The sequence below is a fragment of the Acetobacter sicerae genome (assembly GCF_011516765.1).
GTDB lineage: Bacteria > Pseudomonadota > Alphaproteobacteria > Acetobacterales > Acetobacteraceae > Acetobacter > Acetobacter sicerae.
On the sequence record NZ_JAAABN010000016.1, the window covers coordinates 19,481 to 33,491 of the forward strand.

The window sequence follows — 14,011 nt, forward strand, 5'->3', positions numbered from 1 at the left end:
AAGGCGGAAGCTGCCGTCATTGCAAAACGCGTTACCTTCTCAGTTCTGCCAACCCGGCACCACGGACCACGCATCCTTCAGAGCTGCCGTTACGACCCCGAGATCCTTGCCCGTCGTCTCCTGCCGGTAGCGCCTGTCGCCTGACAGAGCATAATACCGCTCTCTCAGGGCGACGATGTCGCCGGCAAACTGCCGGGCATAACCTCGAAGCACTGCCATCGCGGACGTCTCCTCCTCGCGATACTGCATTATGTGGTCGCGATAAGCCTCGATCGTCTCGACTGAATCTGTATCCGGCTCGATCCGGATCAGTTCAGCGAGAGCATTATGGACGTCATCAACCGAAATTGCCGTCATGGGGTGCCTCTGTTTCGGGCTGGCGGAAAAGCAGGAATGCCGGTTCGTGTGATTGCGTCCCATGACCACCAGCCTCCTGCCCCGAAGGTGGTGTTGTAGTAATCCTCTTTCTCCGCACGCCGGGCCATGTAAGCCTCATCCGTGCGTCCAAAGACTTCCATGGGATAGCCGGCACTCCTGACGGTGTCCTGGAGAATGAAGTCCGGAAAGACCAGATCCTCCCCGGCATCGAAACGAAGTGGTTTCTCGAAAGTTCTGTCCGCCGCCACGAGAGCTTCCGCGACCGCCAGCTCATAACTGCTCTCGACCGGGATCATTTCTGGCGAGACCGTCATCAGAGCAGCCGTCCTGACTTCCGCCTGAATCCAGCCCTTCCAGCGACTGTCCGGCTTTGTGATGTGCTGCGCGGTCACATAGAGCAAAGCGGCCACCCGTGCCTGGCGCTCTGCCTCTGGCAGTGCAAGCGTTGCGGCCGCCAGCCGGTGCGACCGGGCGAGGCTGTTTCTCTCGGCGGCCGGCAATGTCAGAAAACAGCGATACCCGTTGCGCTGGCCGGTCAGAGTCAGAGTGAAGTCGTTCCCGCGCCCCTGTTCGATAGCATCGACAAACCCGGCCAGGAAAAGGTGGTTTTCCTTTCCTTCAGCCCGGACAATCGCGTGTAGACGCCGCGCAAATCCTTCGTGATCCGGGGCGACCGGGCAAAGGAGATCGGACAGGGGTCTTTTCTGTGTCCTGATCCGCGTTCCGGCCGAGGCCACCCGCCCAAGAGCAGCAGGCATGGTGCGATGCCCCGCAAACTGCGGCTTCCACTCGGCGAGGCCGGCGCGCTCCCACAGGAGATTGAGCAGTCCGAGCGGCGACATTCGGCGCTGTCTGGTTCGACCCGGCCGGTCGGGAGCAGGCAGAGGCGTTTCATCGACCGGCTGCGGCGGTCCTTTCCGACGCAGACCGATGGAGAGGGTAACGGACACATCCCCGTCCTCCTCTTCCCGGATCACACCGGACACATAGCCGGCACGGCCGCTCTTCCCGGGGTCGGGCTTGTAGAAGGGGCATGTCTTCTCATGCAGCGGCCCTTCATTTGGCCAGACGGCGAGATGATAGCTGTCACTGTCGGCCCGGTAGCGGATCTGCAGCGGCAGGACTGCGCCGCGATGCCGGCACAGACATCGTGCCTTGTCGGCCCGCGCCGCCTTGCGGCTCTCATCATATTTCGCCTTCAGGCGGCGCTCCCAGCGTTCGGGATCGCTCTGGCGCCATTCAAGCCGGAAACGCTCGCCGCCTGGCAGGATGATGATTGTGTCACTCATGCGGCCGTACTCTCGCGCAGAGTTCTGATTCGCGCGAGAATCTCTTTCTCGGTGAGACCTGGAACACCCGCCTCTTCCTTCCGCTCGCCCTTTATCAGGGCGTCACGGACGCCGAGAATGAGGAGCGCCTGACGCCGGGCGACGCCGGGCTGGTGGTCCAGTCGCCGTTCTATGCTTTCCAGACGACCCAGAAGCTGGCCGTCGATTGGGGGAAGTGTTCTGGGTGCGGCCCGGAATCCTTCTCTCCGAACGGCAGCGGCGTCCCGGAGCATGTAGGAAAACGGGGTCAGGATTTCGGTATCGCCGTTGTCCTCACCTTCGCCGTCATCGTTGGCGCAGGGAAGCTGCCCCGAGGCGCCGGCCACCACCTCGGCAATCTTGCCGAAGTTACGTCGGATCTCCTCGGGGCTTGTACCGAAGCGGGGGACCGCTTCCTGCAGCGCCAGAACGTCCGGCTCGTGGCGGGGCGTCGTCAGCTCGGACTGGAACAGGCCGCCCTCGATCGTGGCAAGAAGGGCCAGCGTCTGCTGATCCGGGGCGACCCGATTCAGGTCCAGCGTCGAGGGGAGCATGACCGGCTGGGCCATGCGGATCGCGCCCGCGCGTCCGTTGACAGCGGCAAAGAATGTTTTCGAGTGGACGATGCGGCCCGCATACATCGTGATGGCTTCGCCTTCGATCAGCCCCTGGAGATCCGCCCATGGGATACGGGCCACTTCCCGGACTTCCGCGCCCCGCCCCTCGCGGTAGCTTCCTGCGGAGTTGCCCTCGAAATGCATGGCCTGACTGACCTCAATCCGATCGCTCTGCTTCTCTATCCACTCCCGCGTCCGCATGGCGTCCTGCAGGCGCATGGCGTGGGTGAGATTGGCGTTGCCGAGCAGGGTAAATGCCTTGTCGCCGATGCGTGTCGTGAGACCGGGGAGGTCCTGAAAGCCGAGCCAGAACATGCAGTTCAGACCACGACCCATGGCGAGCTGGCGATCCATGCCGTCCGTCACATAGGCAGCAAGCTCGTCATAGAAAAAATGGAACGGCGCATCGCCAGATCCCGCCTTGAGTTTGAAGACTTCCTCGGCCGGTCCGTCGAGACGCGCACCGAGCAGCTGCGCCATCACACCGCGTCCGGCTGCGACCACGATCTTGCCAAGGCCAGCCAGCGTATCGGACGAGTTTTCCAGCGCCGGCAGGGTGACAACCAGAATGCGCCGGTTCAGCACCACGTCGCGCATGTCGATGTCGGGGATCTGTGCCCGGAAGATATGCCCGAGGCTCACGCCGAGCTGCGTGAAAACCCGGGTGAAATACATTTTCGCGTAGCCATGCTGTTCGCTGGGCTTGTTCTCCTTCTGCTCGTTCCACGCGAGCGAAGAATCATATCCGGGCAGTTCGCCGAGATAGGCCTGGGCCGGATAGAGAATGTCATCCGGGATTTCCGGGACGCTGACTTCAATGGGGCGGTCTGAGCCGGGATTGCGGATCAGGAACACCCGATGCCGGGCGAGCGTGCCGATCCAGCGCAGTTCCATCGCGTAACGCATGGTTTCAATGTTGATCGGCACGCCGTGGGTATCGCGCATCCAGGCGAGGACGGGTGCGATCGTTCCGGCAAGCCCGACCGCACGATCCCGGAAGACGCCGTTCGCGTCGTTGCTCGACGGCTCGCCGAGCTGGCTGACCAGCATCTCGCGGATGGCGTCACCGTTTCCGGTGGCGAACGGATTGAACGTGTTGGACTGGCGGATTCCGCTTGCGGTCAGGAAATTGAGGTTGAGGACCTGATCATCCAGACCGAAGCGCCGAGCCAGCGCGAGAACGTCCCCGTGAACGGTGTTGTCGCCTTTGCCGTCGATCAGGATGAAACCGGACCCGTGCGCCAGAGGGTTGGCCAGAAGGGAAATCGCGGATGTGGTCTTGCCGGCGCCGGTAGTGCCGGGAACGGCCGCGTGCTGACGTGCCGCGTCCGACGACAGCCAGAGCTGCTGACCGGTCAGGCCATCCGTGCCGAGATACATGATCCCGGCTGCCGGACGTGGCCGCCGCGTTTTCGGGTCGAGATCATGCGCATCCTTCAGACCGGAATATTTTGGCAGGTGGAACGGCAGCACCGGACGGCGCGTGATGACCCAGAGGGTCAGGGCGAGGGCAAGCGGAAAGATAATCCCGACGGTCACGGGAGCCAGCACGCAGAGCCCTGCTAAAATCAGGAGAACAAACCCGGACGTACTGGAGCGCAGTTCCTCTCCCAGGCGCGCTGTGAAGGGGCGCGTATCGCGATAGGTGGCACCGTGTTTCAGTTGCTGATGGGCCTGCGGACCACCGATCTCGCGTTTCACCATCGCTCAGTTTTCCAGGCCAAAGGGAGATTTTTCAGCTCCGACTGTCGGCGCAACGGGTGCTGTCGGGGCCACGGGAGCGACCGCTGCCGCTGGTGCGGCCTTCGCCCCGCCTGATGGCTGCGGGAAGGCGACGACAGGTTGCTGTGTCATGGCGCGGCGGGCGGCTTCGATCCGCTCTCCGGGCGTCTGACCGGTCATGCCGCCGACCGTATTACCTCCACCAGGTATCCGGGCACCTGGAACATACGTGGATGCCACTCCCGGCACCCCACCAGCCGACACAGGAGATCCCGGCAGCGGGGGCAGAAGAGTCGCCTGTGGCGGAACGCTTCCTGTCGCAGTATCGGCGTTATCGGGACCAGGAATCATCGCCGGACGTGTCCCGAGAATGACGATGGCGGCCAGTCCTCCGGCGACGAGTGCCGGGAGAGCTTTCTTCCACGCCCGTCGCGGGCCGGTCGAAGGCGCGGGAAGTGCCGGCACTGAGCTGTTCGTTTCTGCCTGCCCGACAGCGGTGCCAAGATGAAGGTGGAGAGGCTGCGTTCCGGCCCCATCCAGTTCGATGGTGACGGGAGCGCGGCCATCGGAATGAACAATGATGCGGGTCATGATGGCGTCCTTATGCTTCGGGGGTTGGGCGCAGAATGGCGAGCGCGCTTTCGAGGGCGGGTGTGTAGATTGGACGCTGATACCGCCGCTCTTCGTCCCAGTGCGCCCTGGCGCCCGCCGCCTCGATGCGCGGGTTGGGATGGAGATCCTCGGCGGCAATTTCCGAGGGAAAGCCGAGAGCGTGCAGTGCGTACCAGAGCGGCCGGTCGATCAGCTTCACGATGGCGAAAGAAGGGGGCGCCAGCACGCCGGCGCGCCGACGGGCCTCGTGCAGCAGGGTCATGAGAGCGGTTACGGTCCAGCCACTACGCTCGCAGACCGTCTCGATGCAGTTTGCGATTTCCCCGTTTTTCAGGGCCGACCGGGCACTTTGCAGAACGGTATCCGGCACGGTGAGCGGGACGAGAGGACCATGCGGACCATCAAGTCCTGCATCGGCCAGACTGGTCGACAGGTCTCCGAGCAGGGCAAGGGCTTCCTGGCGCTTCTGGAGATAGTGCATCGCAAAGGCGACCAGCAGCACCTGCTCGACAGGTGACGCCGCACTGACTCCGGACCAGTGCCGTCCGAGCTGCCGGGTGAAAGCATCGAGTGCCCCGACCTCGCTGTAGTGTCCCTGCGCATCGACTGCGAAGCGGGCTCCCCACTCGGCGCGGGTGAGCGCCGGATCTGCCGGGAGCGGTGCACCGTCGGCGGGCGTAACGAGCTTGTCCAGACGGCGGCGGACGAAGCCTTTCAGCGTCGGAAACATTTCGGCCTGGACGGCGATCAGTCCTTCGAGATCAAGAGCCTTTGCAAAGCGGCTGGGTGCGGCACGCCACATGCACAGACCGCCCATACCTGCAATCAGAATGGCCACTGGCCACTTTACGGCATTTCCGAGGATCGCCAGACCGTAATAGAGCTGGACCGCCCGAACGAGATCCGGACGATATTGCGCTGCCTGAAGCTGGAACTTCAATCGCAGCAAATCCGGATCTGACGTGTGCAAGAGACTGATCTGCCCGATCATCGCCCGCAGATAGAAAGCGCTGATCTCGGTATGCCACATGCTCCATGCCATGTAGCTGAACAGCGAAACCCCGACGATAATGATGATCGAGGAGAAGAGCAGATAGTCATCGCTCGATGACCACGGGACACGGCTGGTGCTCATGAGCGTTCCCCTTTCCGGATTCTGATCATCAATCTCTGCGTGATGTCATAGAAGCGCCGGAGATATGCCTCGCCGTAACGGGGCGTGTGCGAGTGATAGAAGGCCACGGCCTGCCACAAATCGCCTCGTGTCTCCTGCATCGCCTGGCCCAGGATCCACGCGCCGGCCTCTATATTGGCGCAGGAGCTGTCGCGCAGGGCTGCGTATGCCCGCTCATGCGTGCTGTGCCAGCGCCGGGCGATACGATCGACCCATGCCGTGTTGACCTGCATCGGGCCGAGATCCGCTGTGCCGTTGCTGTTCGGGCTGACCATTCCGGGATGCCCATCCTCGACATAGAGCAGGACAAGCAGGACGCCGCGCGGTACGCCTGCATTTTTTGCTGAGGCGTTGAGGCAGGCGGCTATCTGCCGACCATTCTCTTCGGCGCTCTGGGCGTAAGCGGCTGGGCTGACGGAGAAAAAGGACAGGGCGGCGACCACCGCCAGAGCGATCCGGGGGCTCATGTTGCCCCCTGCAGGGCCGGTGCGACATCGGAGATCCGCCCGTGGGCTTCGCCCCAGAAATCGATCAGATGATTCAGGACCAGCGCATCTTCCATCTCTGCGAGGCGCAATGTCACGTCGATCAGACACAGCATGATCACGGTGAAGGAGCCCGCGCGGACGTCGCGCACCGCATAGCCAAGGGAACTCGCAGGCGTCGGCCGGACATCGAGATCAAAGCCGGTGCCGGTCAGCTCCAGCCATAGCGCTTCCGCGCTGACCAGGAAGACCGGCAGGTAGGCGTCCGGATGCGCCGCGTCCTCTGCGGGCACGGCAATCCGGTTCCCGGTCTTTCGATCAACAAGCTCGACCGGCTTGCTGGTCTCGGCCAGCAGACGCGCCAGTGCCGCACTGATGGCCGGGAGACTGATTGTGCTCATGAATACCGCCTCCTGCGCCACGTCGGCAGAGCGGTGCGCACCGGACCGATGAGAAAGCGACGCATGGAGCGGATCGCGGCCGGCAGTGTCAGCCCGAAGAACGAGATGGTGCCGAAGAACACGACACCGAAGATCGCGATCATCAGCGTGGTCAGGCTCCAGTGCGTGACCGCAATGAGAATGGGAAAGCAGCTGCGGGCATCCAGAATGAATACCCGCACGGGGTAGGCCGTAGCGCGCCACATCAGGCATCTCTCCTTTCTTCCGCAAAAGCGGTGTCTTCGGTGATCAGATCGGCTTCGAGCAGTTTGCGGATGGCCTGGCCGAAGGACTGGCCCTGCGCCTCGACTGCATCGGACACCACATCGGGCCAGTCCGTCGGTTCGGTGCGGGTCAGCTTGCGACGGAGATCGCGGTCGAAGGTCAGGAATTCCCGGATTGCAATCCGGCCACCGCCCTTGCGGGGCACAAGGCGCTGGTTGATGCAGAAGCGCAGCGCCTGAGCCAGAGCCGAGACGAGATTGTCACGTTCCGAGGGCGGGCACAGCGCAATCGCCCGCTGGATCATCAGTGAGACGCTGTCGGCGTGGATCGTTGTTCCGAGGATGCCTCCCATCATCGCGATGTTGATGGCGGCCGTCATGGTGTCCCCGTCGCGTGATTCCACGATGATGGCATCCGTCATTTCCCGTCGTGTCAGGCTGCGGGTGAAGGATGGCAGCGTCATGGTGGGCGGTCGCATTTCGGTCTGGCTGATCTTTGAACCGGATGGCGGACGCAGATCATCCAGCAGGAACTCAATCGGCTCCTCACCGGTCGCCATGTCGCAATATACAGTCGGGTCCATAAGTTTTTCGATGGCGAGCCCGAATTGAAGCGTCGTTTTGCCCGAACCTGTCGCGCCGCCGAACAGCACCATGCCGCTCTTGAGCTTGTTGGTGTCGCGTATCTCCTGCTCGACCATTTGCTGATCGAGACTGGCCGGGCGCGCGGGAATTGGACGCATGATGATGTGAACACCTGCCCCGCGCTTTACCGAAATCGGGGTAAGGTTCATGCGGAAGCGCAGATTCACCTTGCGATCCAGCGCTACGCTGTAGGCTGTGTCGAGAATATGGCCGACGCCCAGCATGGCCATGCCGTCCGACGCGTAAACATGCCCGACGATGTCGGCCAGAGTGAGGGAGTCCGTTGTCTTCCATGTTGCAAAGCGGATCACACCATGAACCTTGATCGTCACAAGGTGTCCGGTCTTGATGTCGATGCGTGACGCGCCGAGGCTGTGCGCCCAGCGAAGAAGAGAGTCGAGACCCGGCGCATTGCGACGCCGCTCTTCCACCCAGGCGAATTCCTTTTTGCCTTCGTCTGGCCAGCGATCTTCTGTCACGATGGGAGCAATGACGTTCATCGGCAGTGCTCCGGATACCCGTAATCGTTACGACGCCGGATATGGCCCTGCAGGCCGGGCTGGCTGGTGATCCGGATGGTGCGGTCGTTCAGGTGCAGCGTGTCACCGCCCCCAACGGCGTCCTGATGCTCGAAGACCACGCGGGGCTCCTCGACCCGGCCGGCATTGAGCAGCACCCGGTAACGGGCCATTCCGGTAATATCGCGCTGCAGACGGGACAGATCGGAAAGGAAAATCTCGGTCGCCTGCTTTTCTCCGTCCGCCCAGCCTTCGGCAACCCACTGGTTCCAGTGTGTCACCTCGGCCTTTGTCTGGGGCAGCACGGCCGCGACGGGATGATGCGGCTTTCCCCACGTCCGGACCAGATAGGTGCGCCAGTTGGGCGGTGCCGAGGTGAGCTGCGCCTCGCGGGTGATCTCGAAGACGCATTCCGTCTCATGCGCGACCTGGCCTGTATCGTTCAGCGCGAAGGCCATCTGTGCTTCGGTGACGATCGGGGGCTGCATCAGCGCCTGACCGCCGCCGACCGGAAGCACGATGGATCGGAAATCATAGGTTGCATCCAGTGTGTCTTCGTATCGGCGCAGCATTTCGTTGATCGCGAAGGCCCGGGCGGCAAGCCCGCCCTGTGCGCCGTAAGTATGCGCGGCTTCCCGGAGCTGGGCGCCTCTGCCGGGTTTCAGGTCATCGCCTGGCTCGTCGTTGGGCCGCGCATTCTGAAGTGCTTCGAGTGAGGGCGGTGCCTCGCCGCCGACCACCTCATCCAGTGTAGCTGCACCCGTTACGGGTTTGTTGATCGGATTGGCGAGAGCCGGATCTGCCTGATCGACCTGATCGGCTCCAGGCTGAGGCGGCTGCGGTATCGGTACAAGCGTGCCGCTCGGGGCTGCCGGAAGCGAAGGAGACGACGTTGGCAGCACGGCGTGCCGGCCTTCTTCGACCACCACCTTGCCGACAGAGGCTGGGGCGGCATGAACCACACGACCCGTCGCGGCGGCGATCAGGGCTGTGGAAAGAAGGAGTGTGATTTTACGCATGCCAGGCCACCGTGATTGCGTGACGAAGCGGATCGACGGAGACCGTGGCCTGTTCACCGGCTTCCTCGCCCAGGGTGCGCAGGATGTCCACGACGGGAGCGACGCTGTTGGTCGTGACGCGGAGCGTGCGGGTGCGGCCGGTGATGGTCACAGTGTAGCCGATCTCGTGGCCGAGTTTCGTGACGGCATCCCCGAGCGGGCCATTCCAGGCAAACCAGATACGACGGGTCAGATCATCCGGAAGCGGCACAGACGTGGCTGGCGCCGCCAGCGGTGTCGGACGTATATTCCCGAGTTCCCGCAGATCGGTGGTGGTCGCTGCGATTGATCGTTGCAGCGCCAGTTCTGGACTGGCCATGCCCGTTGTCGCGACGGGTGAAGGCGGTGGCAGCTTTCCGGCACAGGCGCTGAGGGCGACGGGCAGAAGGAAAATGAGCAGAGGGCGTTTCATGGGCTTCTCCGGATAATGAAGAGAAGCTTCGGATGGCATCTTGCGACCTGAGACGAAAAAAGCGGTCATCTGACCGCTTTTTTCGCATTTCTTTGCAAATCGGAATCTATTCAGCGGCGATGGCGAACTCCTGATGCTCGTCAATGGCACGCAGCGTTTCATACAGGCCTGCCGCGACACCCCTTCCCTCCACGATTTCGTCGGCCAGTTCGTCCAGAACCCCGACGAATGCTTCCTCAGTAGCGAGCCCGAGATCGTTCATGCGGTCACTCTTTCTCCTCTCGATCTCGCTGTTTGCTGAACCTGAGGGAAACACAGTCGCCAGCATTCGCAGAGCGCGGGCGAAGTGGATCCGTTTGTAAAGACGTGCGCGCAGAGCAGTGTCCCCTGGTGTCGTGGAAAAAGACCAGAGCTCAATTGGTCCCAAGACGTTAATCAGAAGCTGCTCATATTTTGCTTCGCCGGCAGACATATCCACGAAGAACGGGGCTCCATCTTTCCCCGGACCTGGCAATGCGTTCCGGATAACATAGGCGCTTGCATCAGACAGCTTGAATCGTTTGATGAGGCTGTCCGCTGTCTCCTGATCGCCACATTTGAGCACCCATCGGGCCGTTGAAATCTTGTACAGATCCTCACTGAAGTCAGTATGGTTCTGCGAAATGAAGCAGAGCTGGACGTTATGCTTTCGACCTTCGCGACCGTCACGCACTGCCTGTCGGTCTACCTGAGGTGCAGGTTCCGTCCGGTGCCATTCATCGAAGTCGAGACGTTTGAGCGTCTCATACATTTCGGTGAAGCGCGCCAGGTGATAGTCCCGCATGGACGCGGGCATATTCGGGTCATCCGCGTAATCGGGATGGAGGAAGAAATTCCGGGCCAGAATCTGGCGGCCAAGCATGTACATCAGGGCCGTCTGCCGGTTCGCTCCCGGCGAACCCGAGGGTGCCACCTCGGCGAGATCGAGAACGATTACGCGCGCGTTGCCCATATCTAGCTTTGTGGGCGACGCCAGCATTGGAAAATTCTTGATCACGTTCATGATGTAGCGGTCGAACGTGTCGATCAGACTTTCACCGGTCTCCAGCGTGATCTTTGAATACCGCTTCTCGATTTCGGGACTGCGGGCCGCCATCAGAAGATCCTGCAGGATGGGGACCGCGTGACGCTGGGCGAAGCCAGCGAGACGATACTCCTTCACGTCGATAAGGGCATTAACGACATCGCGCCACCAGGTCGGTTCGTCCTCACCGGCATGATGGGGAAGGCTGATTCCAAGTGACATGATTGCCGCATCGACCTCAGGTTCTATCCCCGGAGTATAAATCTTCGGAGCGCCACCCTGGACGCCGGTGCAAAGCCGATAGGCCTCATCAACCACATCCTCCACCAGATGATCCATTCCCTCCCACGGCTTACCTTCCAGGGGCGTGGCGAGAAGCGAGATAAAATTCTGCAGGAAAACGCGCTCAAGCGGCAGCGGATATTCCAGCCCGACCTGCGTATCGAAGACGTTGACCTCAAACCCCGGAATCGCCTGCATCTTGACGTAGACGGCTTCGTGCTGACGCTCGGGACCGAGCGCATTGCGCAGCATCTCAATGAGACCACGCGAGGATGGTCCGATGTCGAGCTTACCGATGAATGGGAGCTTCGTTCCGTGGCTGCTGATCGCGGCACTGCTGAGGATCAGTCCGAGCAGAATGGTGTTGGCGAGAACGGACTTGCCCCCACCAGGCGGCGCTACGATGATGTCCACAACGGATGGGCGCAGGCCTCCCCCGGTCGGATCGTAAGGCCAGATTGACCCATCAGGCTTACGGAAAAGAATGGAACCTCTCTGCCAGGGTGACGCACTACGCGCCCAGGGCATCATTGCAAACGCATCACCGACCAGCGCAAGCGATGACGTGGCAGTGGAACCGAGCGAGAGGCCGGGGACAGACCCCATGGCAGCCTCCAGCGGATCGCCGGAGATGCGCGTCGTCTTGCTGTTACCCCATGCGTCGATTGCCTGAGCGAGATCCGAAGCCTGTCGGCGCAGTTTCGCGTCTTCCCCGATTGGCGCCCACGTTGTGGCCGTCATCCTCATTCGTACGGAATTGTGGTTGTTTTTCTGGCGCTCGTGCTTGAGCGTCGCGAAGGCGCGGCGGATGTCGCCGTTTCCCGGGAACATTGCCAGAAACCCTGCACCAGCTTCCTTGAATCCGAATGCGGCACGTCCGCCTCCTTCAAGAATCATTGCGCTTCGCCAGGGCAACCGTTTACGCCCGAGCACGCTGGACAATTCCGCAAAGGGTCGTGGATCTTCGGGGCCGATTGCCATATCGACCGGGGCGTACGTGTAATCGCCGACCGTGACGAGCTGGCCGCCTTTCGTTTCCGCGTCGGCGTTGAAAATCTGATCCCGGATGGCGGGCCAGAGCAGGCCTTGTGGGTGAGGCTTCGGATCGTCCAGATCGTCGGGAAGACGCGGCATAACCCGGTCTCCCAGCAGGGTCGGCTTCCATGCGGAGCCAGCCGTTTCACGGTAGATCGCCTCGCGCGCAACCTGAAGAGCCTGATGCGGATTGAGGAATTCGCAGGAAATATCAAAACCCTGCATCGTTGTCTGCACACGCGAGATAAATGACTCGTGCCGGGCGGCCATGATGTCTGATCGTACCGCGAAGCGCTGGCTGTCTCCGACACGCGGGAACTGGGCGGCGAGGGCTTTGCGCTCCTCAGCGACCTGTTTACGGTCCTCTCGCGTCAGAACGCTGGGTCTTGTCCACAGGACATAGTATGTGGCTTCCCAGCGCATGACATTTGGCCAGCGGCGCCGCCTCTCACCGATCACGTCTGTCAGATCAGCGCCAATCTGACGGGCAATCGAACGGCAGCCATCAAGACTGAGGCGGTCAATCTCGATGCCTGATCTCTCGGGATCAGAGATGTACCAGCCGACGATGGCATGACCGCGCTCTTCCAGGAGTCCCTGCAACTCGATACGCTGCTGTTCAGCCAGAGCCTCCACTTCCTGGCGGGTACACATCCGGCGCAGGCCGTTTATGCGAAGCATGGAGATATACTCGCCGCGTTTTGTGACGAGATGCTCGCCGTGTGTGCTCTCTACGTCGCAGAAGGAGGTCAGGGGCTGGCGCAGCCCGAGGCTGATGCTCGCCAGCAGACCGGAAAGGATGCCACCCATCAATATCGTCCTGTTATAAAATGGCGTGTGCGGGACCGGCGTTGTTCCATTCCCGGAGCAGCGCCGGATAGATGTCGGTCGCGCCGTCATAGAGACGGCCGAGGGGAAGAATCCGCAGACCCTTCAGAAGATTAGCGATGCTGGCTTCCGTTTGAGGCTCAGACCGGTTCGCCATCAGCAGAGCGGTCGCCAGTAAGCGGGGAGACGTTGTTTCGAGGCGGCGCCGGGCCTCGACGCTCCGCGCCTGAAGCGCACGCAGAACAGAGACAGGCGCCTGGCAGCGCACGGGGATCATGCCTGCGTCCGCTCCGGTCGCAATCGCATCGATCAGACGATGCCATGCAGTGTTTCGCCCGGTTCCATCGTCTCCGAGTGCCCCGATGAGTGTCTGATGAGCACAGCGGACCAGAGTCATGATCCGTGTCTGAGGGAACTCCGGCCACCATACGAGTACGGCTTCGCGCTCGATTGCCGGACGTGTCAGGTTCTGCAGAATGTCGCAGACAGCGCAGACGCGGCCGGAGCCGCGCCTGTCGTTGTTCCAGAAATAACTGCGGCCGGTTGTGGCCAGGCCGCAGCAGGCACAGGTGAAATGGCCCGGCACCGCCTCCCCGGAGTTGAGCGCTGACGGATCCCAGGGACGTGGCAGTATCTGGAAAGATGAGGTGGAGCGGGCCATTTCAGTCCGTGCCTTACCCGCCGCTGCCGGATGTGAACGTGTAGGCTTTCGCCTCGGTGCCGACGGTCGCCGCGCCACCCGATGCCGTATTGGCGGCTTTGTTGATCCACTGCGGGCCGGTTGCGAAAAGGCCGCACAGTACGATGCCTGCAACGGCCATGCCGACCTTCCCCGGGCTACGGTTCTGTTCGTTGCGGCTCTGCCATGCCGCCCAGACACCAGCGATGAAGCAGATGAAGGCGGCAATATACATTGCGGCTGCGGCGACAAATCCGCCCGCCGTGAGGCCTTCCTGGGCTGTTGCCTGCATCTGCGCGCCGATGCCGTTCGTGCTGCCCGTTGTAGTCTGGGCAAAGGCATGACCGGCGAGGAGAAGCGGGGCAGAAAGTGCGCCCAGTGCGACGGTGGCACGCGGGCCATATCCGTTGCGCGCAAGTGCCGGACGCGACACCCGCGCCGGCACCATCATGTTGACGTGAGAGAGGTTCATGTTCAGGGCTCCATTGAGAGAGGGATCATGTCCCTCAGGAGCATTTGTCCGGCCCCAACA

The 14,011-nt window shown here is 62.0% G+C and carries 14 protein-coding genes; all 14 read right to left on the reverse strand.

What is annotated here, in order from left to right:
• Positions 1 to 39: 39 nt before the first annotated feature.
• The 14 genes from GVI59_RS14550 to GVI59_RS14615 all read right to left on the reverse strand — a co-directional run bounded on the left by GVI59_RS14550 (position 40) and on the right by GVI59_RS14615 (position 13,951).
• Positions 40 to 357 carry a hypothetical protein gene (locus tag GVI59_RS14550; protein ID WP_173574898.1) on the reverse strand — a complete coding sequence of 106 codons (318 nt, stop codon included), beginning with the start codon at positions 355 to 357 and terminating at the stop codon, positions 40 to 42.
• Positions 354 to 1,667 carry a DUF1173 family protein gene (locus tag GVI59_RS14555; protein WP_173574899.1) on the reverse strand — a complete coding sequence of 438 codons (1,314 nt, stop codon included), beginning with the start codon at positions 1,665 to 1,667 and terminating at the stop codon, positions 354 to 356. Before GVI59_RS14555 ends, GVI59_RS14550 begins: the two co-directional genes overlap by 4 nt.
• Positions 1,664 to 4,006 (reverse strand): type IV secretory system conjugative DNA transfer family protein, encoded by a 2,343-nt coding sequence (locus GVI59_RS14560; RefSeq protein WP_173574900.1) that lies wholly within the window; start codon positions 4,004 to 4,006, stop codon positions 1,664 to 1,666. The genes GVI59_RS14555 and GVI59_RS14560 overlap by 4 nt, the downstream gene beginning before the upstream one ends.
• A gap of 3 nt (positions 4,007 to 4,009) precedes the next feature.
• Positions 4,010 to 4,615: a hypothetical protein gene (locus GVI59_RS14565; RefSeq protein WP_082770829.1), complete on the reverse strand. Its 606-nt coding sequence runs from the start codon at positions 4,613 to 4,615 to the stop codon at positions 4,010 to 4,012.
• 10 nt (positions 4,616 to 4,625) lie between these two features.
• On the reverse strand, positions 4,626 to 5,771 hold the full coding sequence (locus tag GVI59_RS14570) for a secretion/conjugation apparatus DotM-related subunit (protein WP_173574901.1): 1,146 nt from the start codon (positions 5,769 to 5,771) through the stop codon (positions 4,626 to 4,628).
• On the reverse strand, positions 5,768 to 6,277 hold the full coding sequence (locus GVI59_RS14575) for a lytic transglycosylase domain-containing protein (protein ID WP_173574902.1): 510 nt from the start codon (positions 6,275 to 6,277) through the stop codon (positions 5,768 to 5,770). Before GVI59_RS14575 ends, GVI59_RS14570 begins: the two co-directional genes overlap by 4 nt.
• Entirely contained in the window at positions 6,274 to 6,696 is a 423-nt protein-coding gene (locus GVI59_RS14580; RefSeq protein ID WP_173574903.1) for a hypothetical protein, read from the reverse strand. The genes GVI59_RS14575 and GVI59_RS14580 overlap by 4 nt, the downstream gene beginning before the upstream one ends.
• Positions 6,693 to 6,941 (reverse strand): IcmT/TraK family protein, encoded by a 249-nt coding sequence (gene icmT, locus GVI59_RS14585; protein WP_173574904.1) that lies wholly within the window; start codon positions 6,939 to 6,941, stop codon positions 6,693 to 6,695. Before icmT ends, GVI59_RS14580 begins: the two co-directional genes overlap by 4 nt.
• Entirely contained in the window at positions 6,941 to 8,104 is a 1,164-nt protein-coding gene (locus tag GVI59_RS14590) for a type IV pilus twitching motility protein PilT (RefSeq protein WP_173574905.1), read from the reverse strand. Before GVI59_RS14590 ends, icmT begins: the two co-directional genes overlap by 1 nt.
• Positions 8,101 to 9,141, reverse strand: a complete 1,041-nt coding sequence (locus tag GVI59_RS14595; protein ID WP_173574906.1) for a type IV secretion system DotC family protein — start codon at positions 9,139 to 9,141, stop codon at positions 8,101 to 8,103. Before GVI59_RS14595 ends, GVI59_RS14590 begins: the two co-directional genes overlap by 4 nt.
• Positions 9,134 to 9,592 (reverse strand): DotD/TraH family lipoprotein, encoded by a 459-nt coding sequence (locus GVI59_RS14600; protein WP_061274761.1) that lies wholly within the window; start codon positions 9,590 to 9,592, stop codon positions 9,134 to 9,136. Before GVI59_RS14600 ends, GVI59_RS14595 begins: the two co-directional genes overlap by 8 nt.
• A gap of 106 nt (positions 9,593 to 9,698) precedes the next feature.
• Positions 9,699 to 12,782, reverse strand: coding sequence for an ATP-binding protein (locus GVI59_RS14605; RefSeq protein WP_173574907.1), 3,084 nt, complete (start codon positions 12,780 to 12,782; stop codon positions 9,699 to 9,701).
• A gap of 13 nt (positions 12,783 to 12,795) precedes the next feature.
• A complete protein-coding gene (locus GVI59_RS14610; protein ID WP_173574908.1) occupies positions 12,796 to 13,461 on the reverse strand; it encodes a hypothetical protein in 666 nt (221 codons plus the stop codon).
• Positions 13,462 to 13,474: 13 nt separating this feature from the next.
• Entirely contained in the window at positions 13,475 to 13,951 is a 477-nt protein-coding gene (locus GVI59_RS14615) for a hypothetical protein (RefSeq protein WP_173574909.1), read from the reverse strand.
• Positions 13,952 to 14,011: the final 60 nt, after the last annotated feature.